Source organism: Allocatelliglobosispora scoriae (assembly GCF_014204945.1).
Taxonomy (GTDB): domain Bacteria; phylum Actinomycetota; class Actinomycetes; order Mycobacteriales; family Micromonosporaceae; genus Allocatelliglobosispora; species Allocatelliglobosispora scoriae.
Genome location: NZ_JACHMN010000002.1, coordinates 210,506 through 236,604, shown reverse-complemented (window position 1 = coordinate 236,604; position 26,099 = coordinate 210,506). Strand labels below are relative to the sequence as shown.

Annotated in this window: 26 protein-coding genes and 1 riboswitch; of the genes, 10 read left to right on the top strand and 16 right to left on the bottom strand. The window is 69.7% G+C overall.

The window, feature by feature from the left end; all coding sequences use genetic code 11:
- A complete protein-coding gene (locus F4553_RS07015) occupies positions 1 to 939 on the bottom strand; it encodes a hypothetical protein (RefSeq protein WP_184833698.1) in 939 nt (312 codons plus the stop codon).
- Between the two features lie 194 nt (positions 940 to 1,133).
- Between F4553_RS07015 and F4553_RS07010 the strand changes: the two genes are divergently transcribed.
- On the top strand, positions 1,134 to 2,303 hold the full coding sequence (locus tag F4553_RS07010) for a glycoside hydrolase family 3 N-terminal domain-containing protein (RefSeq protein WP_246466205.1): 1,170 nt from the start codon (positions 1,134 to 1,136) through the stop codon (positions 2,301 to 2,303).
- Positions 2,304 to 2,308: 5 nt separating this feature from the next.
- On the opposite strand, the gene F4553_RS07005 is transcribed toward F4553_RS07010, so the two are convergent.
- Together F4553_RS07005 and F4553_RS07000 are read right to left on the bottom strand one after the other, a co-directional pair.
- Entirely contained in the window at positions 2,309 to 3,496 is a 1,188-nt protein-coding gene (locus F4553_RS07005; protein ID WP_221469807.1) for a polysaccharide deacetylase family protein, read from the bottom strand.
- A gap of 145 nt (positions 3,497 to 3,641) precedes the next feature.
- Positions 3,642 to 4,223: a hypothetical protein gene (locus F4553_RS07000; RefSeq protein WP_184833694.1), complete on the bottom strand. Its 582-nt coding sequence runs from the start codon at positions 4,221 to 4,223 to the stop codon at positions 3,642 to 3,644.
- A 399-nt stretch (positions 4,224 to 4,622) separates the two neighbouring features.
- On the opposite strand from F4553_RS07000, the gene F4553_RS06995 reads away from it, so the two are divergent.
- The gene (locus F4553_RS06995; protein ID WP_184833692.1) at positions 4,623 to 5,000 is read left to right on the top strand and encodes a hypothetical protein; all 378 of its coding nucleotides are present in this window, start codon (positions 4,623 to 4,625) and stop codon (positions 4,998 to 5,000) included.
- A 29-nt stretch (positions 5,001 to 5,029) separates the two neighbouring features.
- Here F4553_RS06995 and F4553_RS06990 read toward each other — a convergent pair whose 3' ends face one another.
- From F4553_RS06990 to F4553_RS06980, 3 genes are all read right to left on the bottom strand, one after another.
- Positions 5,030 to 7,042, bottom strand: coding sequence for an endo-1,4-beta-xylanase (locus F4553_RS06990; protein ID WP_184833690.1), 2,013 nt, complete (start codon positions 7,040 to 7,042; stop codon positions 5,030 to 5,032).
- Between the two features lie 182 nt (positions 7,043 to 7,224).
- The gene (locus F4553_RS06985; protein WP_184833688.1) at positions 7,225 to 7,698 is read right to left on the bottom strand and encodes a hypothetical protein; all 474 of its coding nucleotides are present in this window, start codon (positions 7,696 to 7,698) and stop codon (positions 7,225 to 7,227) included.
- Complete coding sequence (locus F4553_RS06980; protein ID WP_184833686.1) at positions 7,692 to 8,339, bottom strand: MerR family transcriptional regulator; 648 nt, start codon at positions 8,337 to 8,339, stop codon at positions 7,692 to 7,694. The genes F4553_RS06985 and F4553_RS06980 overlap by 7 nt, the downstream gene beginning before the upstream one ends.
- Positions 8,340 to 8,425: 86 nt before the next feature.
- On the opposite strand from F4553_RS06980, the gene F4553_RS06975 reads away from it, so the two are divergent.
- Both F4553_RS06975 and F4553_RS06970 read left to right on the top strand, forming a co-directional pair.
- Entirely contained in the window at positions 8,426 to 9,376 is a 951-nt protein-coding gene (locus tag F4553_RS06975) for a hypothetical protein (RefSeq protein WP_312875124.1), read from the top strand.
- The gene (locus F4553_RS06970) at positions 9,373 to 9,798 is read left to right on the top strand and encodes an ABA4-like family protein (RefSeq protein WP_184833684.1); all 426 of its coding nucleotides are present in this window, start codon (positions 9,373 to 9,375) and stop codon (positions 9,796 to 9,798) included. Before F4553_RS06975 ends, F4553_RS06970 begins: the two co-directional genes overlap by 4 nt.
- 93 nt (positions 9,799 to 9,891) lie before the next feature.
- On the opposite strand, the gene F4553_RS06965 is transcribed toward F4553_RS06970, so the two are convergent.
- Positions 9,892 to 10,737: a hypothetical protein gene (locus F4553_RS06965; RefSeq protein WP_184833682.1), complete on the bottom strand. Its 846-nt coding sequence runs from the start codon at positions 10,735 to 10,737 to the stop codon at positions 9,892 to 9,894.
- A 175-nt stretch (positions 10,738 to 10,912) separates the two neighbouring features.
- Here F4553_RS06965 and F4553_RS06960 point away from each other — a divergent pair, with 175 nt between their 5' ends.
- On the top strand, positions 10,913 to 11,260 hold the full coding sequence (locus F4553_RS06960) for an ArsR/SmtB family transcription factor (protein WP_184833680.1): 348 nt from the start codon (positions 10,913 to 10,915) through the stop codon (positions 11,258 to 11,260).
- Positions 11,257 to 11,691, top strand: coding sequence for an SRPBCC family protein (locus F4553_RS06955; protein ID WP_184833678.1), 435 nt, complete (start codon positions 11,257 to 11,259; stop codon positions 11,689 to 11,691). Before F4553_RS06960 ends, F4553_RS06955 begins: the two co-directional genes overlap by 4 nt.
- Positions 11,692 to 11,744: 53 nt before the next feature.
- Here F4553_RS06955 and F4553_RS06950 read toward each other — a convergent pair whose 3' ends face one another.
- The 3 genes from F4553_RS06950 to F4553_RS06940 are packed head-to-tail and all read right to left on the bottom strand — an operon-like array spanning position 11,745 to position 12,696.
- Positions 11,745 to 12,152 carry a hypothetical protein gene (locus F4553_RS06950; protein WP_184833676.1) on the bottom strand — a complete coding sequence of 136 codons (408 nt, stop codon included), beginning with the start codon at positions 12,150 to 12,152 and terminating at the stop codon, positions 11,745 to 11,747.
- The gene (locus tag F4553_RS06945) at positions 12,149 to 12,403 is read right to left on the bottom strand and encodes a hypothetical protein (protein WP_184833674.1); all 255 of its coding nucleotides are present in this window, start codon (positions 12,401 to 12,403) and stop codon (positions 12,149 to 12,151) included. Before F4553_RS06945 ends, F4553_RS06950 begins: the two co-directional genes overlap by 4 nt.
- A gap of 32 nt (positions 12,404 to 12,435) precedes the next feature.
- Positions 12,436 to 12,696 (bottom strand): hypothetical protein, encoded by a 261-nt coding sequence (locus F4553_RS06940; protein WP_184833672.1) that lies wholly within the window; start codon positions 12,694 to 12,696, stop codon positions 12,436 to 12,438.
- Between the two features lie 47 nt (positions 12,697 to 12,743).
- A riboswitch (ZMP/ZTP riboswitch) is annotated at positions 12,744 to 12,836 on the top strand.
- Between the two features lie 32 nt (positions 12,837 to 12,868).
- Between F4553_RS06940 and F4553_RS06935 the strand changes: the two genes are divergently transcribed.
- Complete coding sequence (locus F4553_RS06935; protein WP_184833670.1) at positions 12,869 to 13,729, top strand: bifunctional 5,10-methylenetetrahydrofolate dehydrogenase/5,10-methenyltetrahydrofolate cyclohydrolase; 861 nt, start codon at positions 12,869 to 12,871, stop codon at positions 13,727 to 13,729.
- Positions 13,730 to 13,806: 77 nt separating this feature from the next.
- Here the strand turns inward: F4553_RS06935 and F4553_RS06930 are convergent, their stop codons facing one another.
- Positions 13,807 to 14,877: a hypothetical protein gene (locus F4553_RS06930; protein ID WP_184833668.1), complete on the bottom strand. Its 1,071-nt coding sequence runs from the start codon at positions 14,875 to 14,877 to the stop codon at positions 13,807 to 13,809.
- Between the two features lie 140 nt (positions 14,878 to 15,017).
- Between F4553_RS06930 and F4553_RS06925 the strand changes: the two genes are divergently transcribed.
- The 3 genes from F4553_RS06925 to F4553_RS06915 are packed head-to-tail and all read left to right on the top strand — an operon-like array spanning position 15,018 to position 19,347.
- Positions 15,018 to 15,668, top strand: coding sequence for a TetR/AcrR family transcriptional regulator (locus F4553_RS06925; protein WP_184833666.1), 651 nt, complete (start codon positions 15,018 to 15,020; stop codon positions 15,666 to 15,668).
- Positions 15,662 to 17,395, top strand: a complete 1,734-nt coding sequence (locus tag F4553_RS06920) for an ABC transporter ATP-binding protein (RefSeq protein ID WP_184833664.1) — start codon at positions 15,662 to 15,664, stop codon at positions 17,393 to 17,395. Before F4553_RS06925 ends, F4553_RS06920 begins: the two co-directional genes overlap by 7 nt.
- Positions 17,396 to 17,445: 50 nt before the next feature.
- On the top strand, positions 17,446 to 19,347 hold the full coding sequence (locus F4553_RS06915; RefSeq protein WP_184840479.1) for an ABC transporter ATP-binding protein: 1,902 nt from the start codon (positions 17,446 to 17,448) through the stop codon (positions 19,345 to 19,347).
- Positions 19,348 to 19,385: 38 nt separating this feature from the next.
- Here F4553_RS06915 and F4553_RS06910 read toward each other — a convergent pair whose 3' ends face one another.
- The 5 genes from F4553_RS06910 to F4553_RS06890 form a co-directional block, all read right to left on the bottom strand.
- Positions 19,386 to 20,378 carry an ArsR/SmtB family transcription factor gene (locus F4553_RS06910; protein ID WP_184833662.1) on the bottom strand — a complete coding sequence of 331 codons (993 nt, stop codon included), beginning with the start codon at positions 20,376 to 20,378 and terminating at the stop codon, positions 19,386 to 19,388.
- 88 nt (positions 20,379 to 20,466) lie between these two features.
- Complete coding sequence (locus F4553_RS06905; RefSeq protein ID WP_184833660.1) at positions 20,467 to 22,656, bottom strand: serine/threonine-protein kinase; 2,190 nt, start codon at positions 22,654 to 22,656, stop codon at positions 20,467 to 20,469.
- A gap of 58 nt (positions 22,657 to 22,714) precedes the next feature.
- Positions 22,715 to 22,972, bottom strand: coding sequence for a UBP-type zinc finger domain-containing protein (locus F4553_RS06900; RefSeq protein ID WP_184833658.1), 258 nt, complete (start codon positions 22,970 to 22,972; stop codon positions 22,715 to 22,717).
- Positions 22,969 to 24,543 (bottom strand): Na+/H+ antiporter, encoded by a 1,575-nt coding sequence (locus tag F4553_RS06895; protein WP_184833656.1) that lies wholly within the window; start codon positions 24,541 to 24,543, stop codon positions 22,969 to 22,971. The genes F4553_RS06900 and F4553_RS06895 overlap by 4 nt, the downstream gene beginning before the upstream one ends.
- Positions 24,544 to 24,647: 104 nt before the next feature.
- On the bottom strand, positions 24,648 to 25,979 hold the full coding sequence (locus tag F4553_RS06890; protein ID WP_246466203.1) for a cellulose binding domain-containing protein: 1,332 nt from the start codon (positions 25,977 to 25,979) through the stop codon (positions 24,648 to 24,650).
- Positions 25,980 to 26,099: the final 120 nt, after the last annotated feature.

The window sequence follows — 26,099 nt, the reverse complement described above, 5'->3', positions numbered from 1 at the left end:
TCAGCCCTTTGCCAGTGCGCGGTCGCGGTGGATGACGAAGGTCTTGGCCGGATCGTCGGATATCCAGGTCCAGACCCTCAGCGAGCCGAACGGGCCCATCGCCCGGAAGAACAGCGCGGCGGAGGCGTAGTCGCCGGCCACGGAGAAGAGCATGGCGAACTTGCTCAACGCGGGCACCCAGCCGAGGGGCCGGCCGAACTCCGGGTGCAGCACGGAATGGCGTGCTGCTGCCATCAACTCGTCGGCGACGCCGGGCTCACGCAACACGGCGGCCTGCCTGCCGCCGTCAGCATCGATCATCCGCTCCACGTGGTAGGTCGCGACCGCCTCACTGTTGAGGCTTCCCGGTGGCGAGCTGCGCGAGCACTCCTGGGCGAACTCGTGCGCCTGCGGCCAGCTGCCGCTCCACTTGGGCAGCAGCTGCAGAAGGTACGTCTGCTCGGCGAGGGTGTTATGCGGAACGAGTTTCGCCGCGGCAGCGTACCGGCGCTGGGCTTCGGACTGCCCCAATTCCAAGCCGCGCGCGTTGAGTAACCGGAACACCCAGGCGAGGTGGTTGTCCGGCTCGCGGGCGACCAGCGCGAAGAGAGCCTGCTCCGACAGCACGAGGTGCTCGCGGAACGCCTTCCACTGCGCCGCCGTCACGTACTGCGCTCGCTGGCCGGTGCGGGCCCGCCAGGCCAGATGGGTGCGGAAGGACGCGGCGAACGCCAGGTCGAGCCCGGTGGCGGCATCTCCGAGCCCGAGCAGGTAGTTGCCGTAACTGTCGGTGATGAACGTATCGGCCATGTAGGCGAGCTCGTGCGGGTCGACGATCGCCGCAATCCGGGCGCGTAGTTCGGGGTGGTTTTCAGCCGTGCTCAATTCCACGAAAGGCGCCAGCTCCGGGGAAGCGCCCTGCCTGGTGAAGTCCGGTTCAGAGGGGGGTTTCGACGTCACCGGCGGATCATAGGGTAACTCCTTACAGCGCGAGGCCCCGTGAACGGCCAGTTCAGCCGGGACGCGGCGCCTTGATCGACGGCACTGCGGGCGTGCACGGGTGAACTACCGGGCGATGGTCAGGCTTCAGCATGCCTGAGCCGTGGGCTGCTGTTTCGCGTACCAGGCGAAGGTATTTCGGATATTTTGAGTGGATGGGCGCCCAGATGAGCCGCCGCCAACTCCTCGCCGCGGCAGGTCTGGCCGCGTCGGCCGCTCTCGCCGGATGCGGATCGGCGGGCGGCGGATCGTCGGCCTCGTCGTCGGCGCCGACGGCGGGCGAAAAGGCGCCGGTTCTGGACGAGGCAGCGCTGCGGCGCAAGGTGGCGAGCCTGCTCGTCGTCGGGTTTCGAGGGACGAGCGTCGCACCGGGTGACTGGATCGTGCGTGCGATCCGCGAGCAGGGCCTGGGCGGTGTGATCCTGTTCGATACCGACCAGCTCACCGGCGGGCCGCGCAACATCACGTCGCCGGCCCAGGTGACCAGCCTCGTCAAGTCCCTGCGTGACGCCGCGCCCGGCCCGCTGATCGTCTCCATCGACCAGGAGGGCGGTCAGATCTCGCGGCTCAACCCCGGCGACGGCTTCCCGGCGTCGCAGTCGCAGCAGCAGGTCGGGGCGGTGAACACGACGGCGAACACCGCGTCCTGGGCCCAGGGCATGGTCAGGAGCATGAAGTCCATCGGCGTGACGATGAACTTCGCGCCGGTCGTGGACCTGAACGTCAACCCGGCCAACCCCGCCATCGGCGAGCTCGGCCGGAGCTTCTCAGCGGATCCGAACGTCGTGGTCGCCAACGCGGCCGAGGAGATCAAGGTGCACCGGGCCGCCGGGATCAAGACGTCGATCAAGCATTTCCCCGGCTTCGGCAGCGCCACCGGCAACACCGACTTCGACGTGGTCGACGTGACGTCGACGTGGAAGCGGTCGGAGCTGGTGCCGTTCCAGCGCCTGATCGCCGACGGGAACACCGACTCGGTGCTGGTCGCCCATCTGCTCAACCGCCAGCTCGATCCGAGCCGGCCGATGTCGCTGTCGCCCAAGGTGGTCACGGAGCTGCTGCGCGGCGAGCTCGGGTGGGCCGGACCGGTCGTCAGCGACGACATGCAGGCGGCCGGAATCACCGGCAGATATGGTGACGCCGAGGCGTTCACGCTCGCCGTGCAGGCGGGCGTGGACCTGCTGGTCTACGCCAACCAGCAGGTCTACGACCCGGACATCGTGCGGAAGACCCTGGACACCGCAGTCAAACAGGTCAAAGCCGGTCAACTGACGATGGCGCAGATCGACGCGGCCGTGAAGCGGGTCGACACGCTCCGACCGTGAGCAGCTCAGGTGGAGCCGAGGAACGTCGCCCAACCCCCGGTCGGCTTGTGCCCGACCGGCAGCGTGCGGAGCTTGGCGAGGACCGCGGGGTCCTGCGCGTCGAGCCACTCGACCAACTGCCGGAATGAGACGAAGCGCACCGAGTCGTGCTGAGCCATCTGCCGGACCGCATCGGTGATCGCGTCCATGTAGATGCCGCCGTTCCACCGCTCGAAGTGGTTGCCGATGATCAGCGGTGCCCGGTTGGCGGTGTAGGCGCGCTGGAAACCGGCGAGGTACGCGTCACGGGCCTGCTTGTACCAGGTCGGCCGTCGGCTGGCGTCGCCGTTGGGGGTACGCGACTGGTTGAACATCATGTTGTAGTCCATCGCGAGGACCTCGAAGCTGTGCCCCGGAAACGGGATCTGCTGCATCGGCAGGTTCCACAGTCCGTTGCGGAACCTCGACGGCCAGGTCTGGATCCCGGTCCCCGAGCTGTCGTATCGCCACTGCTGGACCCGTTTCGCCTTCAGCAGGTTAGCCCGGCCCTCGAGGCATGGCGTACGCCCGCCGATCAGCTCTTTCGCGTAATCGAACGGCAGCGGCGGCAGGTCGGTGAACCCGGTGTTAGTCCGCCACTGTGACACCATGGCGATCGCCTGGTCGATCTCGCTGTCCCAGTCGGCGGGCGACCAGTCCGACACCCCGCCGGGACCGCAGAAGTGGCCGTTGAAGTGGGTCCCGATCTCGTGGCCCTCGTGCCAGGCGATGCCGACCTGCTCGATGGCGTCATGCACCGACCGGTCCGACAGGAACCCGAGCGATGACGCGCCGACCGGGTGGCGCGGCGGCCGGTAGAAGCTCCGATTCCGTTCGGGGAGCGTGTAGATCCCGGACAGGAAGAACGTCATCGCGCCGCCCAGCTCCTGCGCCAGGCCGCGGAAGCGGGTGAACAGCTGGGCTGACCCGGCGCCATCCCAGGACAGGACCACGAACTGCGGCGGCTCCTCGCCCGGCCCGAGGCGCTGCGGGCGCGGCTGGTGCGGTTGAGGGCCGGTGTCCTGGGTGCTGCCGTCGCCGATCAGCCGCCCCGTCGGCGAAGGGACCGGTGCCGGACCCGCCGGCGAGGTGACGACCGACGATGCGCTCGCGGACGGTCGGGTCGTCGGCGACTCCGGCACGCACCCGGCCAGCGCGGCGGCCGTCACCCCCATCGCCGCTCCCAGAACGGCCCTTCTGCTGATCACCATCGCGGCCCCCGCCATCCATCGAGCTTCATCCAAGCTAGGCGTTTCACACCCGCGGAGCAATCACGACCCGCGGAGAAGCCGGCGGCGAGGGCGGTCGAGAAGATCAAGATCAGGCGGTCCCGATGGGTACGCGCACCGGCGCGAACGCGATCAGGATGCCCAGCCCCGTCACCGTGATCAGGTCCAATGTGAACACCGGAAGCACCACGCTGACGAGGATCAGGACCGGGCTCCACCACGGCAGCCGTCCGGCCCTCGTCAGCAGTGCCGCGAGCGCGACCAGCCCGAGGAAGAAGAGCTGCGGACCGATCTGGTAGACGACGGGCTCGACTCCGGGGATCGACGTGAAGCTGCGCGACAGCCGACGCATCTCGGCCTTGTCCTCGGCCATCAGCGCCTCGACGATGTCGGCGCCGAACTGGACCATCGAGGCGGCGAGCCCGAACAGGGTGGCCGCGACGACCGTGGTGCGCAGCCGTCCCGGACGGGTCCAGCGGGACAGCCGCAGGATCACCGGTACGAACGCCACCATGCCGACCAGGGCCACCAGGTGGGCGAGCTGCCAGTCCAGGCCGGGGCCGTAACGGCCGTCCGCCATGCCGATCAGCCGGATCGCGCCGTACCCGGCGATGCAGAGTGGGGCGGCGATGAGCAACGGGCCGAGCGAGCGCGAGGGCGCGGGAGAGGTCATGCCTGATCCTGGCTGTGACCTGTGAGCGCGCGCGTCCGGGCAATTCCAGGAGCCGACCCTGACCCGCCACCCTTAAGTGCCGTCCGTCAGGATGAGGGATGGATGAACCGTCGGCGCCGCGGCTCGATTCCGTGCGTGAACTCGAGCGCGGAATGATCATATGGCAGCGCAGGAAGTGGCCGCCGGACTTCCACAACGGCCACTACGCGGCACTCGCCGAGATGTGTTCCCGGTCGATGTTCACTCCGTCGTGATGGGAGGAGATCTATCCGAAGCTCAGGAGATGGAAAGCCACCCGTCCGTTCCCTCGCGCGCTCCTGACACAGCGGTTCAACGAACATGCGTCGTCGGTGGGAGCCATGTGGAATTCTGCCTGCCGGCCCATTGTCGACCGCGACTGTGCGTTGGAGCGAGGTCGAACCATTCGTCCGGGCGGTCGCGCTGATCAAACCGACGAGGTCTCCTGTCTTCGCCTCGAAATTCTGCCACTTCCTGCTGCCGGCTGTGTTCCCGGTTGTCGATCGCGCGGTATTGGGCAATTGGTCTCGGATGCCGTACTCGGAGTACTTCGACAGCGTCCGGCAGGAGTGGTTGGCCGTCGACGCGGAGAACCGCCGAGCTCTTACCACGACGATGAGGCGGCGTATCGAAGCAGCGGGTCGTTCGATGATTCCGCTGTACCCGATGGCCATCAAGATCACGGAGCTGCGGCGAATCGGGCGGGCGTCGATCAGCACAATGGCAACGGGAACGGTGGGCCGCTCCTCTGAGAGTTGAGGGGCGGCCCACCGTCGTTCAGGGGAGTGTTACGGCGTGGTGCAGGTGTAGCCCGACGGCACGCTGGTGTCGCCGGACGGGCGAGAGGCCTGGAATCCGAAGGAGGTCGACGCCCCCGGTGCCAGGGTGCCGTTCCAGGAGATGCTCTTCGCGGTCACGATCTGACCGCTGACCGTGAAGGTCGCGTTCCACGATCCGGTGAGCGTGTGGCCCGCCGGAAGGGTGAAGGTCACGGTCCAGCTCGTGATGGTCGAGGTGCCGGTGTTGGTGACGGTCAGCGGCTGGATGACGTAGCCGTTGTTCCACGTGCTCTGCACGGTGCCCGTCGCCGAGCAGCCGCCGCCACCGCCACCGCTGGTGGTGGTCACGGTGACGGCGCTGGAGGCCGTGGAGACGTTGCCTGCCGCGTCCTTCGCCTGGACCTGGTAGCGGTAGGACGTGGAGGCGGACAGGCCGGTGTTGGTGAACGACGTGGTCGTGGACGAGCCGACGACGGCGAAGGTGCCGCCGCTGGTGCCCGGTGCGCGCAGGATGTCGTATCCGGTGACTCCGACATTGTCCGTGGACGCCGTCCAGGTCAGGGTCGTGCTGCTGCTCGTCGTGCCCGACGCGGCCAGGCCGGACGGGGTGCTCGGCGGGGTGGTGTCCCCGGTGCCGGCCGAGGTGGTGACGGTGACGGCGCTGGAGGTCGCGGAGAGGTTTCCGGCGGCGTCCTTGGCGCGGACCTGGTAGCGGTATGACGTGGAAGGGGACAGGCCGGTGTTGGTGAACGACGTGGTCGTGGACGAGCCGACGACGGCGAAGGTGCCGCCGCTGGTGCCCGGTGCGCGCAGGATGTCGTATCCGGTGACCCCGACGTTGTCGGTCGACGCGCTCCAGCTCAGTGTGGCGCTGCTGGAGGTGACACCCGAGGCGGTGGGAGTGCCGGGGGTGCTCGGGGGAGTGGTGTCGGCCGGTGCGCCGCCGAAGGCGTCCAGCACCGCCGTGTACGCCGACTTCGGCGAGTAGTTGGTGTCGTAGATCAAACCCTGGCCCTGGCCGGGGAAGGTGTCCGGGATCCAGGAGTACTTGTCGGTGAAGCCCCAGATCGTGACGCCGGTGCAGGCGGTGACGGCGAGGCAGGCCTTGACGACGTTGCCGTAGTAGGTGTTCTGCGCGGCGATCTCGTTGGAGTCGGCGGGGAGTTCGATGCGCACGTCGAGCTCGGTGATGCGCACCGTGACGCCGAGGTCGGCGAAGCGCTGGAGGTTCTGCTGCATCTGGCTCGGGAAGCCGTACTGCACGGCGAGGTGGGTCTGGAAGCCGACGCAGTCGATCGGGACGCCCTGGCTCTTCAGCGAGGAGACGAGGTTGTACATCGCGGTGCTCTTGGCGTTGATGCCTTCGACGTTGTAGTCGTTGATGCAGAGCTTGGCGTCGGGGTCGGCGGCGCGGGCGTAGCGGAACGCGTCGGCGACGAAGCTCTGGCCGAGCGTGTTGTACCAGAAGCTGGTGCGCATGCCGCCGTTCTCGTCGAAGACCTCGTTGACCACATCCCACGACTGCACGACCGGGTTGTTGGCCCAGTGGCCGACCACGTTGGAGATGTGGTCCTGCATCGCTGCGCGCATCGCGGTCGCGCTCAGGCCCTGCACCCAGCCGGGGGTCTGGCTGTGCCAGACGAGGGTGTGCCCGTGCACGACCTGGTTGTTCGCCGCGGCGGAGGCGACGATCGCGTCGCCGTTGGCGTAGGTGAAGGCGTTGTCGACGTTCTCGGTCCCGTCCCATTTCATCGCGTTCTCCGCCGTGACCTGGCTGAACTCGGTCGTGGCGATGCTGCGGTAGGCGGCCTCGTTGGCGAGCGGGCTGTTTGCCGCGGCGTAGCCGATGAACCGGCTCTTGGCTGCTGCGGCGGCGCGCAGCGGTCCGGCGGCTGCGGCGGGCTCGGCCGTGAGCAGGATCGGCGTGGCGAATGCGGCGATGGTGGCGAGGACGGCGATCGGGGTGGTGAAGCGGCGCGACCTTCGTGGTCCCGAGGGGACCTGGGCGTGGAGGTCGGTCATGGTTCCTCCCTTGAGGATGCGGAGCGGGCGGGCGGCCGATGCGGCGTTTCGTTCCGGGCGGAAGAAGGTCGTCGCAGGCTCGTCAAGCTTCCTGTGGAAGCGCTCCCAAGTATTCGACCGGAGCCTCGTGTCGTCAATGGATTCCAGAAATTATCGGGGAACTTCCGGAAGTAAGGAGGGCGTCAGGGCATCTCCATCGTCTCGGCCCGGGCTATCTCGGCGAGCCCGGCCTCCACGTAGTGCCGGGCGCCGAGTCGCGAGCCGGTGACCAGGTGCGCGACGAGCAGCGGGGCGTGCGCGGCGACCTGGGCGGCGCTCAGGACCGTGCGCTCCTCGTCGGGCTCGTGGATGTCGAGGGCGTTGGCTAGCAGCACGATGAGCACGTGCGGGTCGAGCTCGGGCCGCCACGGCAGCGCGCCCCGGACGCAGTCGGCGAGCATCGCGCGGATGTCGTCGCCGTCGAGCCCGTCGGGGTGGCGGCGCTCCAGCAGCGTCCGGATGACGTGGCCGAGCACGATGCCGACCTTCTCCCGGTCGAGCCCGGCGAGCTGGGTCGCGGCGGTGTCGAAGGCGTCGGCGTCGGCGGCCTGCGCGGCGGTGATCGCCTCGGTGGCGGCGTCGGCGATGGCTCGGGCGGTGGCGGGCAGCTTCAGCATGGCTCCGTCACCTCGGTGATGCCGAACATCCGGGCCGAGGCGTCCTCCTGGGCCAGTCGGCGCAGCGCGGCGAGCAGCTGGTCGCCGACGACGGTGCCGATGACGACGCCGTAGACGAGCCCGGCCGGATCCTCCAGCCGTTTGCGGACCAGCTTCATGTCGACCTGGGCCACGCGTTCGGCGGTGTCGGCGTAGTCGTCGATGTTCTCCAGGGGTTCGGTGACGCCGAGCTGCCGCAGGGCGGCGATCACCTCGGCCGCCGCGAGCTTGGTCGGCCCGTCGGGGCTCAGCCGCCAGCCTCGGCGCTCGGCCAGGGACTCGATCTCCTTGAGCGCGGCGGCGAGCTGCTCGTCGTCGGCGGGGCCGCGCTGGTCCAGGCCCATCAGGGCGTGGCCGAGCACGTTGTGCAGGTTGGGTTCGGGCTCGTCCATGTGCTCCAGGACACGGCGGATCGCGGCGATCGGCAGCCGGCCGACCTCGATGAGCGCGCGCACCAGTTTCAGGCGCCGCACGTGCTCCTCGCCGTACTGCGCCTGGTTGGCGCTGCGCAGCTCCCCCGGGGGCAGCAGGCCCTCGCGCAGGTAGTACTTGATCGTCGGGACCGGCACGTCGGCTTGCCGACTCAGCTCAGCGATGCGCATGTTTCTCCCTTGCGTTGTGCGGCCCCTTGATGGATAGTACGCCTATCCGATACCGGAGAGTGCCGCTATCCATTCTGGGGGACCCAGTGCTTCGCCTCGTCCGCATCCATCCACCGCTCATCGTGACCGCCCTGATCATGGCAGCGCTCGCCCTGGTCAGCACCGTGGGACTCATCGCTGATGACCGAATCCTCCTCGGTGCGCCGATCTGGCTCAAGCCGTTGAAGTTCGCCATCTCCCTCGCCATCTACTCCGTCACCTTCGCATGGCTGATCTCGCTGATCGACCGGGCACCGCGTCTGCGCTGGTGGCTCGGCACGGTCATCGCGTCGTCGTCGCTGATCGAGATGGCCGTCATCGTCGGCCAGGTCGTGCGTGGACGCCGCAGTCACTTCAACTACGACACCGCCCTCGACGCCACGCTCTTCTCGGTGATGGGCGCGACGATCGTCGTGCTCTGGCTCGCCACCGCCGCCGTCGCGATCCTCCTGTGGCGCCGCCGCCTCGACGACCGCGCCACCACGCTCGCCGTGCGGTTCGGGCTGGTCATCGCACTCGCCGGGCTCGGCGTCGGCTTCCTCATGACGAGCCCCACCGCCGACCAGATCGACGGCATGGCGACCGCGCCGCCCACGACGATCGGCGCCCATGCGGTCGGCGTCGAGGACGGGGGTCCCGGCCTGCCGCTGCTCGGCTGGAGCACCGTCGGGGGCGACCTGCGGATCGGCCACTTCATCGGCATGCACGCCCTGCAGGCGTTGCCGCTGCTCGGCCTCGCGCTGGCCCTGCTCGCCCGCCGGTTCCGCCGCCTGCAGGACCCGGTGGTCCGGGCCCGCCTCATCGTCGCCGCATCAGTGGGGTACGCCGGTGTCACGCTGCTTGTCACCTGGCAGGCGCTGCGCGGGCAGTCTTTGATTCATCCTGACGCCCAGACCTGGGCAGCCGCCGGGGTGCTCGCGGCGGTGACCGTCCTCGCGGCGGCCGCAGCATGGCGCCCCGCCGCCGTCACCCTGTCCGATCGTGAGGTCACCGCATGAACTTCGAGGTCGTCTTCCCCGTCGCGGCGCCGTTCTGGCTGCTGATGATCCTGGCGCCGGGCTGGTCGGTGACGAGGCGCATCGCCGGCTCGCCGCTGATGGTCGTGCCGTCGCTGATCGTCTACTTCATCGCCGTCGCGCCGGTCCTCGCCGACCTGGCGCCGGAGATGGTCAACCCGACGCTCCCGGGCGTCCTGGCCCTGCTCAGCACGAAGGCCGGGACGATCGCGGTCTGGGCGCACCTGATCGCCTTCGACCTCTTCGTCGGCCGCTGGATCTATCTGGACAGCCGCGAGCGGGCACTGCACCCGCTCCTGATGGCCCCCATCCTGATCCTGACCATCCTGCTCTCCCCGTTCGGTCTGGCCCTCTACCTGATCCTCCGCTCCCTCCCGCTCGGCCGCACCCCCCAAACCCCCTGAATTTTAATGCTGGACACGCCGGGAATCCTGCAACAGAAGTCAGGATCAACTCGGTGAGCGGGGCGCCCGATCGCGCCCCGCTCACCGGACGGGCTACGGGCCGATGAGGGTCAGCGACCGGTCCGTGGCGAGCGCCACCACCTGGTCGGAGGTGAACATCGTCGGCTGGTCGCCGGGCTGGAACCTCGTCGGGTCCGTCGCGTTCTCCAGCACCGGGCTGACGGTGACCGCCACGACGATCCCGTCCGGCCGGTACGCCGTCACCGAGTAGGTCCGCAGCAGCACGTCAGCCCACTCCCCGGTGCCGAACGGGCTGGAGACGTCGTTGATCACGAGGATGTTGCCGGCCAGGTCCACCATCCGGCCGCAGCGGTTCGTCACGATCCCCTTGGCCCGCATGTCGTCGGCCTGGGCCCGGCTCGGGCAGGGCGCGAGCGTGGGGGCGGAGTCGAAGGTGCCGACCGTGAGTTCGAGGTGGGCGGTGAAGTCGCCGTTGCGGATCTGCACCGGCGCCGCGTAGGTCAGGGTTCCGGCCCCGCCCGGCTTGGGGAAGAAGGTGGGGGTACGCCCGCCGAGGGGCTCGCCGCTGGTGTTGTTGAGGCTGCTCGTCAGCACCGCCACGGGCGGAAGCTGCCCGCGCAGGGCGACGACGAGCGCGTTGTTGAGCCGGGGCACGAGTGTCGAGCACGCCTCGATCCGCCCGGCGGTCACCGGCGCCCGATCGGAACTGGGCCGCAGTCCGCAGATGGCGGCGACATCCACCCCGCGCGGGCTCTCCACGACGACCGGGCTGGACGCGGGGGGCAGCGGGGGAGGGATGGTCTGCGTACCCAACGGAGATGTTGAAGCGCACGCGGTGAGTGCGGCGGCGACGGCCAGCACCAGCGCGAAGGCCGCGGTGGCGCCGACCCGGCCGGATGGCGGCTGAATGTTGTCCATAGTGGAGATTCCCGTTCGCTGGTCCTCGGCATCGGTGGCGGCGGGATCCGGCACCACGTGTGATTCAAACCCCGTCGCCGCCGTCGGAGCTTCTCGGCGATTGCCCGGACTTGACGGCTCGCCGTCCGGGCTCTATGTTTAACGAGTCCGTTAATTAACACGGAGGCTTAATACGGTGGCAACCGACCGGCTCAGCATCATCTTCTCGGCGCTCGCCGACCCGACGCGACGGGCGATCCTCGCCCGCCTCGCCGAGGGCGACGCGACCGTCCTGGAGCTCGCCGAACCGTTCGCGATCAGCCTCCCGGCGATCTCCCGGCACCTGAAGGTCCTCGAGCACGCTGGGCTGATCACCCGCAGCCGGTCGGCCCAATGGCGATCCAGCAGCTTGCAGGCAGCTCCGCTGCAGGAGGCGACCGCCTGGATGGAGCGCTACCGGCAGTTCTGGGACGCCAACTTCGACCGCCTCGATGCGCACCTCAAGCGCATCCAGGCACAGCAGACCGAAAGGGAATCATCATGAACACCAGCGACACCGAGCTCGTCATGTCCCGCGTCTTCGACGCACCCCGCGAGCTCGTCTATCGCGCCTTCACCGATCCCGACCAGCTCGCCGCCTGGTTCGGCCCGGCCGGCTTCTCGGTGCCCCGCGACACCGTCTCGATCGACGCCCGCGTCGGCGGCCACCAGCGGTTCACCATGGTCAGCGAGACCGACCCGACCATGGTCTCACCGGTCAACGCGACCTTCACCGAGGTGATCGAGAACGAGCTGCTCGTCGGCAAGGAGGAGTTCGTCGGCGGCGAGATCCACATGCGGCTGGAGTTCCACGACGAAGGCGGCAAGACCCGGCTCGTGGTGCGCCAGGGCCCGTTCACCCCGGAGTTCCTGGAGATGAGCCGCGAGGGCTGGAACAGCTCCTTCACCAAGCTCGACACCCTGCTCGCCGCCTGATCCCGGCTCGTCCCGCCCCCGCACACCTCTCGTGCGGGGGCATAACCATGAGATCAGTCGGTCAGGGTGATGATATTGAGGCCGTCGAGCAGTGCGACGGCGTAGCGCTGCACGTCACGCGTCACCACGTAGGCGTCGGCCGTCATCGCGAGCAGCACCACCGCGGCGGTCTCGGCGTTACCGAGCTGCCCGGCGACGCTGACCCAGTCCGAGGTGTCGATCGCCTCGGTCTCGGTGGCGAAGAGCGGATGCCGCATCAGCACGCCGATCATGTCGGCATCGGCGGCCTGGGCGGCGGCGGTCGCCAGCGAGATGTCGGGCACACCGAAGCCCACGACCAGCGAGGAGTCGGCGAGCCGGGCGGTCTCGTCCGCCAGCTCGGCCAGCAGTTCGCCGACGAGGCCGGTTGATTCGGTATAGGCGGAGACGGCCGAGGCGTCCAGAACGACCCGCAGGATCACAGGCCGAGCCTCGACCGCAGCTCGACGTAGGCCTGCGGGTCATGGCTGTCGTCGGCGGTGGCGAGTGCTCGCTTGGCCCAGGCCCTGCCCTCGGGGGTGGAGTGGAAACCGTGGTCGGCCTGGTGGGCGTGCGCCCGATCGCGGGTGAGGCGGGCGGCGACGGCGGAGGCGACGTAGGCCGAGACGTTGATCTGCTCATCGAGCTGGGCAGCGATGTCGTCCGGCACGGTGACCGTTATGCGGCGGCTCATACTCAACAAGCTAACGCGCGCATATCCTATTGTCAATGGCTGGCGGTGCCGTGTGACTCACTCCCATGGCTGATCCAGTGGTTGCTCGTCACGATGTGCGTGCGCTCCTTCAGAGCCAGCATGACCAGCCACGCGTCGTGAGCGTCGTGCCGGGCACCGTCGATCAGCCCTAGGAACCGGCCGAGCTCCTCCCAGTCCGCCACGGGGCTGATCTGCACGACGCTGTCGCGCCGCAACAGCAGTTCGACGAGGGCGCGATTAATGTCCAGCGACCCGGACGATTTCCCGCCCACGGCCTGTCCGCCACCACGGTCCGCGCACGGCACCGGTAAACTCGGGTCCAGCGATCGGCGACTGGCGCGAGGTGGAGCACCACCGGGGAGCCGACGCACATTCCACACACCTCCGGTCGCCGTCCGCCTGGGCACCGGGCTCCCTGATCGACCACGGATGGAGCCCGCCCACATGACCGCACGCCTGCTGCCCGGAGCACCCGTCGCCGAAGCCGTCTTCGCCGACATCACCCTGCGGGTCAAGACGCTCAGCGCCACCGGTGTCACCCCCAGCCTCGCCACCATCCTCGTCGGCGAGGACTCCGCCAGCGCCGGCTACATCCGGATGAAGCAGGCCAAGGCCGCCGAGCTCGGCTTCGCCTCCCCGCACATCCACCTCGCCGGTGACGCCACCCACGCCGACCTCGTCGCAGCCATCCGCGACTTCAACAGCGACCGCAGCGTGCACGCGATCCTCATCCAGCACCCGGTGCCCGACCACATCGACTACGCCGAGGCGCTGCTCGAGGTCGACCCGGACAAGGACGTCGACGGGCTGCACCCGCTCAATCTCGGTCGGCTCGCCGCCGGCATGCCGGGTCCGGTCCCGTGTACGCCGGCCGGCATCGAAGCATTGCTGGCGTTCCACGAGATCCCGGTCGCCGGGCGCGATGTCGTGGTGCTCGGCCGGGGCACGACCCTCGGGCGGCCGCTGTCGCTGCTGCTGAGCCAGAAGCGCCCGACCGCCGACGCCGCCGTGACGGTGATCCACTCCGGGGTGCCGGGGTGGGAGCGGCACACGCAGCGGGCGGACATCGTGGTGGCGGCGGTGGGCGTACCCGGCATCCTGCGGCCGGAGCACCTGCGGCCCGGCGCCGTCGCGATCGGCGGCGGAGTCCGCTATGAGGGCAAGCGGCTCCTGCCGGACCTGGACGAGTCGTGCGCCGAGGTCGCGAGCGCGATCACCCCGCGGGTCGGCGGTGTCGGCCCGACCACGGTGGCGATGCTGTTCCGCAACGCCATCGAGCTCGCCGAGCGCGCCACCCGCGCGTAGCCCCCGGTCACGTTTTGCAGCAAAGCGTGGCCTCGCGAGGCGAGATGGCCACGCTTTGCTGCAAAACGTGACACGGGTCAGGCGATGGAGCTCGCACTCACCGTGAAACCGGTGGTGACGGGGGCGCCGGCGTTGGTGAAGCAGTTGACGTCGCGGACGATGAGCTGCGGTGGAGCCCCGCCGGCGTTGAGCCACGGCACGTTCATCCCGCAGAAGTCGGGACTCGGGCCGTAGGCGCTGACCTGCACGGTGTTCTGCGGTACGCCGATCGCGGGGAAGGTGACGATGAAGAGACCGCCTCCGCCGCCGACGGTGTTGGCGCCGAACGCCAGCAGCCCGTTGTTGTAGTTGGTCGTCGGCGGTCCGACGCCCGGCTGGAAGAGCACGTAGCCGAAGCGGAAGGGCGGGCTGGACGCGCCGTAGAGCGACACCTTGTGCTGGTAGGTCACGGTGAAGGCGGTGTTGACGGGTGCACCGGCGGCGTTGAAGCACCGGACGGTGACATCCTGACCGAGCGCCGTCGACGACCAGCCGCCCACCTTGCAGCGGGCGGCGGCGCTGGCGAGGACCGAGGTCACCTGGACGCTGCCGTCGAGCGGGCCGCCGGTGACGATGCCCGGGAAGCGGACGAGGTAGACCCCGACCGGGCCGGGGAAGACCGTGTTGATCCCGGCGGCGGAGTTGTACTGGTTGACCACCGCACCTGCGGCGGTGCTGTAGACGTAGCCGTACGGGCCGGCCGCGGGGCCGCCGGACGAGCTGTAGAAGACGGCGCTGAAGCTGGTCTGCGCGAGGGCGCCGCCGGGCGCGCGGCAGCTCACGTTTGCGATCTCGTCGGCGCCGACGACACCCCATGAGTCGACCTGGCACCAGCGCGGTGCGGTGTTGATCGCGGTCACGTGGACCACGCCGCCGGGGGCTGCCTGACCGGGGAAGGTAACGCGGTAGCGGCCGAGTGCGGGCTGGACGACCGTGGTGGCGGGCGGCCAGGTGCCGAAGGGGACGACGGCGGGGCCGGCCTGATTCCACAGCACCCAGCCCTTGCGGTCGGGGACGGCGGCCTGGGCGGGTCCGGCATTTGTCGTGATCATCGTGGCGAGAAGGGCGAGGCCGGCCAGAACGGCGGCGAACAGGCGTTTTCTGCTCATCGGCGGGGGATCCTCTCTCTGCGGGTGACCCACGCTGATTGAAGCATGCAGAAGTGTTGATCAATGTGCCGTTTCCGCCCTCGGCGAACTCCGCAGAAAATCAGCGGCGAAGTGAGTGATCGCTCACTAGAGTCGCCCGCATGGTGACGAGCATGGGCGAGCGGCGGCGACGCGTACCGTCGATGGCACCCGACGACCGCCGCGCGGCGCTGATCGCGGCGACCCTGCCGCTGCTGCGCGAGCACGGGCTGGAGGTGAGCACGCGGCAGATCGCCGAGGCCGCGGGCGTCGCCGAAGGCACGATCTTCCGGGTCTTCCCGGACAAGCAGGCGCTCATCTGCGCGGCGCTCGGCAGCGCCTTCGACCCGATGCCCTCCGTCGCGGCCCTGCGCGGCATGGATCTCAGCCTCGACCTGCGCCAGCGGCTCACGCTCGCGGCCGAGATCCTGACCGAGCGGGTCTCGGAGAACGGGCGGCTCGTCGGCGCGCTGCGGGCGGCCGGACCGATGCCCGGCCTGCCACCGGGCCCGCCGTCGTTCCTGCGCGACTCGTTCGTCGCGACCATCGCGGCGCTCACCTTCATCATCGAGCCCGACCGGCACCAGCTGCGACGCAGTCCCGACTTCGCGGCGAAGCTCTTCTTCACCCTGATCCTCACCTCCCAGCGCGGCGGATTCCACGACTCCGAGCTGCTCGACAGCGACGAGATCGTCACCGCGCTGCTGGACGGGCTGCTCGCCCGCCCTGCCTCCACCTATCCGGCCGATTCCGCGAAAGAGACCGCATGCTGATCCGTCTCCTGCGCACCCACCTCAAGCCCTATCCGACCCAGATCTCGCTGGTGGTGCTGCTCCAACTCATCTCCACAATCGCCACGCTCTACTTACCCACGCTCAACGCCGACATCATCGACGGCGGCGTGGTGACGGGCGACACCGGCTACATCATGAAGATCGGCGGCGTCATGCTCGCCGTCACGCTGGTGCAGGTCGTCTGCTCCGTGATCGCCGTCTACTTCGGCGCCCGGGTCGCGATGGCCCTCGGCCGGGACGTGCGCGCCGCGATCTTCGGCCAGGTGCAGCGCTTCTCCGCCCAGGAGGTCGGCATCTTCGGCGCGCCGTCGCTGATCACCCGGACCACCAACGACGTGCAGCAGGTCCAGATGCTGACGCTGATGACCTTCACCCTGATGGTCGCCGCGCCGATCATGATGGTCGGCGGCATCGTCATGGCCCTGCGGCAGGACGTGCCGCTCTCGGCCCTGCTGCTGCTGATCGTGCCCGTGCTGATCGGGATCGTCGCCCTGATCATCATCCGGATGCGGCCGAACTTCCGGGTCATGCAGGAGCGCATGGACCAGATCAACCGCGTGATGCGCGAGCAGATCACCGGCATCCGGGTCATCCGCGCATTCGTCCGCGACGATCACGAACGCGCCCGGTACGCAGGTGCCAGCACCGAGCTGATGGACGTGTCCGTCCGGGTCGGGCGCCTGATGGCGATCATGTTCCCTGCGGTCATGATGGTCATCAACGTCTCCAGCGTGGCGGTGCTGTGGTTCGGCGCCGGCCGCATCGACAGTGGCGGCATGCAGATCGGCGCGCTGACGGCGTTCCTGAGCTACCTGATGCAGATCCTGATGGCCGTCATGATGGCGACCTTCATGTTCGTCATGATCCCCCGCGCGGAGGTGAGCGCGGAGCGCATCGAGGAGGTCCTCGACACCGAGCCCAGCGTCAAGATCGCCGACAACCCGGTCACCGCGCTCGGCAGCCGCGGCCACCTGGAGCTGCGCGACGTCGACTTCCGCTACCCGGGTGCCGAGGACCCCGTCGTGCACGGCGTCGACCTCGTCGCCCGGCCGGGTGAGACGACCGCGATCATCGGCAGCACCGGCAGCGGCAAGACCACGCTGCTCAACCTGGTGCCCCGGCTCTTCGACGCGACCGGGGGAGAGGTGCTCGTCGACGGGGTCAACGTCCGCGACCTGCACCCCGAGACCCTCTCGGACGCGGTCGGGTTCGTGCCGCAGAAGCCCTACCTCTTCAGCGGCACCGTCGCCTCCAACCTGCGCTACGGCAAGCCCGACGCGACCGACGAGGAGCTCTGGCAGGCGCTGGAGACCGCGCAGGCCCGCGACTTCGTCGAGCAGATGCCCGAGGGCCTCGACGCGCCGATCTCGCAGGGCGGAACGAACGTCTCCGGCGGCCAGCGCCAGCGGCTCGCCATCGCCCGCGTCCTGGTCCGCAAGCCCGGGATCTACCTCTTCGACGACTCGTTCTCGGCCCTGGACTACACCACCGACGCCAACCTGCGCCGGGCCCTGGCCCGGGAGACCGCGGACGCGGCAGTCGTCATCGTCGCGCAGCGGGTCAGCACGATCCGCGACGCCGACCGCATCATCGTCCTCGACGAGGGCCGGGTCGTCGGCGACGGCCGCCACGCCGATCTCATGGACGGCAACGAGACCTATCGGGAGATCGTGCTCTCCCAGCTCACCGAGCAGGAGGCGATGTGACCACCCCCGCGCGCAAGGAACCACCGTCCAACAACTTCGGGCCCGCCCGGATGATGATGGGCCCGCCGGTCCAGAAGCCGCTCAACTTCGGCTCCTCCTTCCGGCGGCTGCTCGCGCTGCTCCGCCCGCAGCGGCTCGCGCTCGCGGCGGTCATCGCCTTCGGCGTCTGCAGCGTCGCGCTCTCGGTGATCGCGCCGAAGATCCTCGGCAACGCCACCAACGTCATCTTCGAGGGCGTCGTCGGCAGGAACATCCCCGCCGGAGCGACCCAGCAGCAGGCGATCGACGCCCTGCGGGCCAGCGGCGACAACACCCAGGCCGACATGCTCGCGAGCATGAAGGTCACCCCCGGCCAGGGCATCGACTTCGACCGGCTCGGCCAGATCCTGCTGTGGGTCCTGGTGATCTACGTCTTCGCGTCGATCTTCATGTGGCTGCAGGGCAGGCTCGCCACCCGGATCGTCCAGCGCGGCGTCTTCGAGCTCCGCGAGCAGGTCGAGGCGAAGCTCGGGCGGCTGCCGCTGAGCTACTTCGACGGCCAGCCCCGCGGTGAGGTGCTCAGCAAGGCCACCAACGACACCGACAACATCGCCCAGACGCTGCAGCAGACGATGAGCCAGCTCATCGCGTCCGTGCTCACCGTCGTCGGCGTACTCGCGATGATGTTCTGGATCTCGCCCCTGCTCGCGCTCGTGGCGCTGGTGACCGTGCCGCTGTCGATCTGGGTGACGATGCGGATCGGCAAGCGCTCGCAGCCGCAGTTCGTCAAGCAGTGGGCCACCACCGGCAAGCTCAACGGGCACATCGAGGAGATGTATACCGGTCACTCGCTGGTCAAGGTCTTCGGCCGGCAGGACGAGTCGGCGGCGACCTTCGCCGAGCACAACGAGGCGCTCTACGCCTCCAGCTTCAAGGCGCAGTTCATCTCCGGGCTGATCCAGCCGGCGATGTTCTTCATCGGCAACATCAACTATGTGCTGGTCGCGGTCATCGGCGGGTTGCGGGTCGCCTCCGGCACCCTGTCCCTCGGCGACGTGCAGGCGTTCATCCAGTATTCGCGCCAGTTCAGCCAGCCGCTCACCCAGATCGCCAGCATGGCGAACCTGCTGCAGTCCGGCGTCGCCTCGGCCGAGCGGGTCTTCGCCCTGCTCGACGCACCCGAGCAGTCGGCCGAGCCGCAGGCACCGCAGCGCCCCGAGCGGGTGCTCGGCCGGGTCGCCTTCGAGGGCGTCTCCTTCCGCTACACCGAGGACAAGCCGCTCATCGAGAACCTGTCCCTCGCGGTCGAGCCCGGCCACACCGTCGCCATCGTCGGACCGACCGGTGCGGGCAAGACGACGCTGGTCAACCTGCTGATGCGGTTCTACGACGTGACCGGTGGACGGATCACCCTGGACGGGGTGGACATCGCCGAGATGTCCCGCGAGGAGCTGCGCTCCAACATCGGCATGGTGCTGCAGGACACCTGGCTCTTCGGCGGGTCGATCGCGGACAACATCGCCTACGGCGCGTCGGACGCCACCCGCAAGGAGATCATCGCCGCCGCGCAGGCGACGCACGCCGACCGCTTCGTGCGTACGCTGCCCGACGGCTACGACACCGTGATCGACGAGGAGGGCTCCAACGTCAGCGCGGGGGAGAAGCAGCTCATCACGATCGCCCGAGCGTTCCTCGCCGAACCGTCGATCCTCATCCTCGACGAGGCGACGAGCTCGGTGGACACGCGTACCGAGGTGCTGATCCAGCGGGCCATGTCCTCGCTGCGGGTGGGGCGGACGAGCTTCGTCATCGCCCACCGGCTCTCCACGATCCGCAACGCCGACGTCATCCTGGTGATGGAGTCGGGGCGCATCGTCGAGCAGGGCACCCACGACGAGCTGATCGCGGCCCAGGGCGCCTACGCCCGGCTCTACGCCGCCCAGTTCGCCCAGGCGGTCGTCGAGATCGACTGATTCTCACCGGGGGTTCCGCCGACGGCGGGACCCCCGGCTCAGTCGCTGCCCGCGAGGAGTTTCTCCCCCAGCGGGGTGATGCTGTGGCGGACCGCGTTCTGCTCCCGGGTGCTGTTGACGAGCCCCGCACTGCGCAGCACGCTGAGGTGCTTGCTCGCGGCGGGCAGGGAGATCTGCACCCGTTGGGCGATCGCCGAGGTCGTCTCGCTGAGGAGCGTCGCCTCCAGGACATCGGCCCTGGTGCGGCCGATCAGGGCGACAAGACTGTCGTGTCCGGCCTGCACGGCCAACCTCGCAGAGAGATCGATGGGATACAGCAGCACGGGTGGGAGGTCACCGTCCGCGAGGACCATGAGCTGCCGCTGCTCCTTGAAGTACGACGGGATGATCAGCAGGCCGCGGCCGGCGAGGTGCAGATCCCGATCGGTTTCATAACCCCACCGCCCGACCTCCAGCGTGTCCCCCTTGAACGAGGCGCTGGGGTGGAGGTTGTTGAGCAGCTTCGCCCAGCCGCCGTCGGCGAGGTCGCGGACCCGACGTGACCGGTCCGCCTCGACCGCAGCGGTGATCGTGTCCCAGCTGGGGGCGATCGCCGTCTCGTGGTAGTCGCGCATCGACGCTCCCAGCGCCGCGATCGCCGTCGGCTGGCTGCGCCGAAGGTCGTCGATGACCGGCGTCTGGCTGCGGTCGCCCACATCGAGCATGCTGAGCTCGTGATTCAACCGGGCCGAGGGGGTGCTGAGGACGGCCTCCAGTCCGGCGTGGAACCCTTCGATCGACTCGAAGGGCGTCAGGAAGTCGGGGAAGTAGCCCCGGGGCGGGGTCACCGCCAGCGTCAGCGCGACCCGGGCCCGCAACGGCCCGCTGGGGTGCAGGCGATGCACCACCTGCCTCTTCCACCCGTCGAGGAACGGATTGGACCCGCGCAGGCGCAACTGGTGCGCGCTCAGCGAGAGCTCCCACATCGGGTCCGGACCGACGGCGATCCGCGTGTGGGCCAGATCCGCTCCGGTGAAATGTATTCGCAGCATGGCTCCCCCTCCGGCTGGCGTTCAGAGCATCGCCGGTCCGGCGTCGGACCGCAATCAGGTGAACCCTGAGGGAAAACACCCGGGTCGGTCAGATCCCCGCGGCGTAGGCGATGACGTCGGCGGCGAGGGGACCGCGCTGCTCGGGTCGGGAGCGGAAGACGACGAGCACCGCGTCGCGGTCCACCATGACCTCCTCGGGGATCCCGGCCACAGGCGGCAGATCCTCGCGCCACCGGGTCGTGCCGGCGGCGTCGAGCAGGGCGATGCTGTCGCGATCGGCGACGATCAGCCCGCTCCCGACCGGGGCGATCCGGGCACCGGACTCCGGCGCCTCCCAGACCTGCTCCCCGGTCCCGATCCGGTGCGCGGTGACCCTGTCCGCCGCGATGACGACCAGGTCGCCGACGAGTTCGACGGCGACGACCGGCTTGCCGGAGACCCGCTCCCACAGCTGCTTGCCGTTGTCGAGGTCGAGCACCCGTACGCGTTCGGCGTCACGGAGGACGGCGTGCGCGGCACCGAGGCGCCCCTCGGTCCGCTGCCACAGCTCGGTCGGGGGCGGCGGACCGTCCGGCCCACCCGGATCGCCGGGACCACCCGGTCCGCCAGGACCGCCGGGTCCATCGGATCCGCCGGGCTCACCGGGTTCGCCGCTGGCCTCGACGGCCGGTTCCGGGGGCGGTGGGGGCGGCGTGAGCAGGTCGTACTCCGTGGACCAGCGGGGCTGTCCGGTGCGGGCGTCGCGCAGGCTCGCTCGGCGGGTGTCCAGGCCGGTGACGTCGTGCACGAGCAGCCACTGCGCCGTGGCGGCGAGCGGCACGCCCAGCGCCTTGGCACCGGTCTGCCGCCACAGACGCCGACCGCGCCGATCGACGGCGACGAGCGCGTTGCCGGACTGGAGGTATGCCCGCTCCCCGGCGACGGCGGTCCGGGGCACCCGGGTGGCGGTGTCGATGCAGAAGATCTGCCGACCGTGCTCCACGTCGAACTGCCAGAGCTGGTTGGAGCCGCTGACCAGGATCCCCGTGCCCCACTGGCGCAGCTGGGCCGGGTCGGTCTCGATCGAGTGCCCCCACAGGCGGGTGCCGGACATGCCGCTCGCGGTGACCTCGATCGGCGAGACCGAGATCAGCACGCCGTTGCGGTCGGCGACGAGCCTGGCACCGCGCGGTCGGCCGGGGGTGGCCGCCCGCCACAGCATCCGGCCCGGAGGCGCGGCCTTGCGGGCCTGAGGGGAGGCGGCCAGCGGTTGATCGTTGCCGGTGGGCTGCAACGACGGCTGGGGATCGGCCGCCGCCGAGGGGGTGAACATCATGCTCGCAGCGCTGACCCCGCCGCCCACCGCGGCGAGGCCGACCGTGCTGCCCGCGACGAGCAGCAGGCGGCGCGGGTAACTCCGGCGCGGTGGGGGCTCGTCGGTGATCACGGCGAGCGACGTACGCGGGTCGCCGCCGAACCAGCCGGGTGCGGGCGCCTCCGCGCCGGAGGCGACGAGGGTCCGGGTCAGCTCGATCGCGGTGGGGCGGTCCTTCGGCTCCAGCGCGATGCAGCGCACGATGAAGGGGCGCAGCGAGCGGGGAACCGCCGCCAGGTCGAACCGGCCCTTGATGATCTGCATGGCCTGCTCGTACATCGAGCCGTCGGCGACGAGGTTGCGGCCGGTCGCGGCGTAGACGAGGGTGGCGCCGAGGGCGAAGATGTCGCCGGCGGAGTTGGCCTCCTTGCCCTTGAGCCGCTCCGGCGCCATGTAGGACGGGGTGCCGACGACGAGGCTCATCGTCAGCCGCGAGGCGTCGGTCGCCCGGGCGATGCCGAAGTCGATGATGTGCGGACCGGTGTGGTCGAGCAGCACGTTGCTGGGCTTGAGGTCGCGGTGCACCAGGCCGACCTGGTGGATCGAGGTGAGCGCCTCGGCGAGCCCGGCGGCGAGGGTGAGCACGGCCGCGGTCGGCAGCGGGCCGAAGGCGTTGACCCGCTGCGACAGGCTCGGCCCGTCGATGAACGTGGTCGCGAGCCACGGCGCTGCGGCATCGGTGTCGGCGTCGACCACGGCAGCGGTCACCAGCGGGTTGACCGATCGGGCGGCGGCGACCTCGCGGGCGAAGCGGCGCCGGAAGACCGGGTCCTCGGCGAGCTCCGAACGGATGACCTTGATTGCCACCCGGCGCCCGGTCAGCGACTGGCCGAGATAGACGTTGCCCATCCCGCCGCCACCGAGCACCCCGAGCAGGCGGTATGACGCGACTGCGGTCGGATCACCCGGGCCCAGTGGCTTCATGATTCATCCTCTTAGATCTGCGATTGCCCGCATCGTATCCATGAAGGATGAACTCCGCCTACCCGACCACCTCGTCGATGTAGCACCAGCGCCAGGATTCACCCGGCTGGGCAGAACGCATGACCGGATGTCCCTCCTTTTCGAAGTGGACGCGGGCGTGCTTGCGCGGCGAGGAGTCGCAGCAGCCGACGTTGCCGCACTCCAGGCACATGCGCAGGTGCACCCAGTCGGTGAACCCGTCCGCGACGCACTGCGGGCAGCCCTCGGTGGTCTGCGGCTCCTGGGTGCCCGCCTCGGCGAGGTGGCTGCATTTCATGCGTGTTCGCTCCGTTCCAGCATCGACTCTTCCAGATCCATGTCCCGCTGCGCCCGCACGAGGACCTCCTCGGGGATGCGCCCGCTGTCGCGCGCGGTCCGGTAGACCTCCCGCTCGGCGTCGAGCATCTCGAACCGTAGCCGGACATACGCCTGCGACGGCGTCTCCTCGCCGCCGCCGAGCCGTTCCCACGCCGTGTTGTTACGTTCGGTCGTGAGCCGGCGCAGCCGCTCGACCACCTCCGCCGGTGCACCCGCGGCGTGCTGCTCCAGCCGCTCGATCGCGGCCCGGCTCGCGGCGTTCTGGGTGGCGGCCTCGGCGAGGATGTCCTGCATCGGGTCGTCGGGCTGCAGGCGCAGCCGCCGGGCGACCAGCGGCAGCGTCATGCCCTGCAGCAGCAGCGTGGCGATGATGACCGCGAAGGCGAGCCAGACGAACAGCGCCCGCGGGTAGTCCCCGCCGCCGACGAGCGGAGTGGCCGGCAGGGCCAGGGCGGTGGCGAGGGTGACGACACCGCGCATGCCCGCCCAGGCGATCACGGTCGGCACCTGCCACGGCGGGGGCGGGTCGTTGCGGCCGACCCGGGGGATCATCCTCGGCAGGTAGGTGGCGGGGAACATCCAGACGAACCGGGTGATCACCACCGCCAGCACCACCGCGGTGGTGATCACCGCGACCTCGCCGAGGGGGGTGTCCAGGGCTCCGAGCACATCGCGCAGCTGCAGCCCGACCAGGAGGAAGACGCTGCCCTCCAGCAGGAACTGGACCATCCGCCAGAAGGCGCCCATCTGCAGCCGCGACGCCGCCGACATCAGCGTCGGCAGCCGGTGCCCCAGGTAGAGGCCGGCGACGACGACCGCGACGACCGCCGACGCGTGCAGCGCCTCCGCCGCGGCCGTCACCAGGAAGGGCGTGAGCAGCGACAGCGAGTTGTCGATCAGGGGATCGGTCGTCTTCTTGTGCAGGAAGCCCATGATCAACGCACCGGCCGCCCCGATCAGGACGCCGCCGCCCGCCGAGCGCACCACCTGCAGGCCGATCTCGCCCAGACCGGCGGCCTCGCCGATCGCCGCCGCCGTCGCGACCCGGAAGAAGACGAGCGCGGTCGCGTCGTTGAGCAGGCTCTCGCCCTCCAGGATCGTCACGATCCGCCGCGGCAGCCCGATCCGCCGCGCCACCGCGGTCGCCGCGATCGCGTCCGGCGGCGCGACCACCGCGCCGAGGGCGAAACAGATCGCCAGGGGTACGCCGGGCAGCAGCGCGTGCACGAGCAGCCCGATCGAGCACGCCACGAAGAGCACGAGCCCGACCGAGAGCAGCAGGATCGGGCGGAGGTTGAACTTGAAAGCCGGGACGGACGTCTCCAGCGCCGCGACGTAGAGCAGCGGCGGCAGGACGCCGATCAGCACGAACTCGGGGGAGAGGTGGAAGGTGGGAATGCCGGGCACCATCGACAGGGCCAGACCGACGACGACGAGCGCGATCGGGGTGAGCAGGTGGAACCGGCGCGACGCGGCGTAGACGGCCACGACGACGGCCATCAGCCCGACGATCTCCAGCAGTGCCTCCATGGGTGATCAGCCTACGGTCGGTCGCCCATGGAGCGGACAGCGGCGCTCGCTACTCACCGCAGGGCTGCCCGCCCGGTACGGGACCGGGCGGGCAGCGGCGTCGATCAGGGACTGGTGCAGGTGAGCACCGGGACGGTGTTCGTCGCCCCGGTCGAGGCCTGGAAGCCGAAGACCGCGCTGGCATTCGCCGTCAGCACCCGGTTGTAGTCCACGTTCTTCACGGTGACGGCGGAGCCTGAGCTGGTGAGCACTCCGCTCCAGAGCGTGGTGATCGTCTGCCCGTTGGCGTAGGTCCACTTCACCGTCCACCCGTTGATCGGCGCGGACCCGGCCTTCACCGTGACCTCGGCACCGAAATACCCCGGCCACGAGCTGGTGATCCGGTAGGTGGCGCTGCACGCCCCGGTGGGAGCGCTCGGTGATGGAGAGCCGGAGGCCGACGGGGACACCGACGCGGATGGTGACGCCGACGCCGAGCGGCTGGGTGACGGTGACGCCGGTGACGGGGACATGGAGTAGGTCCCGCCGGTCGTGTACGCCACCGGCGTGTACGCCGCACCGCACTGGGTGCCGCAGCTCGCCGGGAGTCCGAAGGAGTAGGTCCGGCCCCCGTTGATCAGGGCGCCCGTGACGTCGCGTACCCGGATCTGGAAGCTGGTGCCGCCCGCGACCGTGCCCCCGATGATGTAGGACTGGCCCATGTCGCCGTTCATCGCCGCGGTCTGCCAGACCCCGCCGACCTGGTACTCCACGCCGTGGATGCCGTTGGCGAGGTGCGAGACGGAGATGGCGGGCCAGTAGCGCTGCGCGCCCTGCAGGAACCCGATGTTGATGTCACCGGTGTAGCCGGGCGCCGGGACGAACTTCCAGCTCAGGTGCCGGTTGTTGAAGTGGTTGGGGTAGAGGTCGGTCAGCGCCGAGCCGTTCTTCACGAACCTGTTCAGCGACGGCTTCGACAGGTCCAGGTGGTAGGGGTCGTCCCGGCACCAGGCGTTGGCGTCGCCGCAGCTGTCCGCGACGAGCATCGTCAGCGTGCCGCCGTTGTAGGCATCGGCGGTCCACGCGCCGTTGCGGCAGAAGGCCTGGCCGGGGGCACCGTCGTTGGTGCCGGTGCAGAAGTCGCCGATGCTCACCTGCACCCAGCGGCCGCAGTTGAGCCCGTTCTCCCACATGCCGGTCCTGGATGACTGGGAGGCGGGCACCGGCCGGGTCGAGTAGGCGTAGTCGCCCGGCGTGTTGAAGACGTTGAGCGCGACGAAGTCCTGGCTGTCCAGGTAGGCCTGGGGGATGCCGCAGCCGCCGTAGGGCTGGCCGAGGCCGTCGAAGTAGGTCGAGTTGCCGGTGACGGGCGTGACCGGGTCGGGCAGCGCGAGCGCGCTGGTGGTGAGCTGGATCAGCAGCGCGCTGGCGCATGCCGCGAGGAGGGCGAGCAGCATCGCACGCCGCCTCTGTCGAGGCCTTGTCATGTGTTCCTCCGTTGTGGGCGTATCCACGCGCGACCCGAGGTGGTGCTGTCGAGGCGGGCCGAGCGTGGAGTCGGGGTATCCCGACGGTAG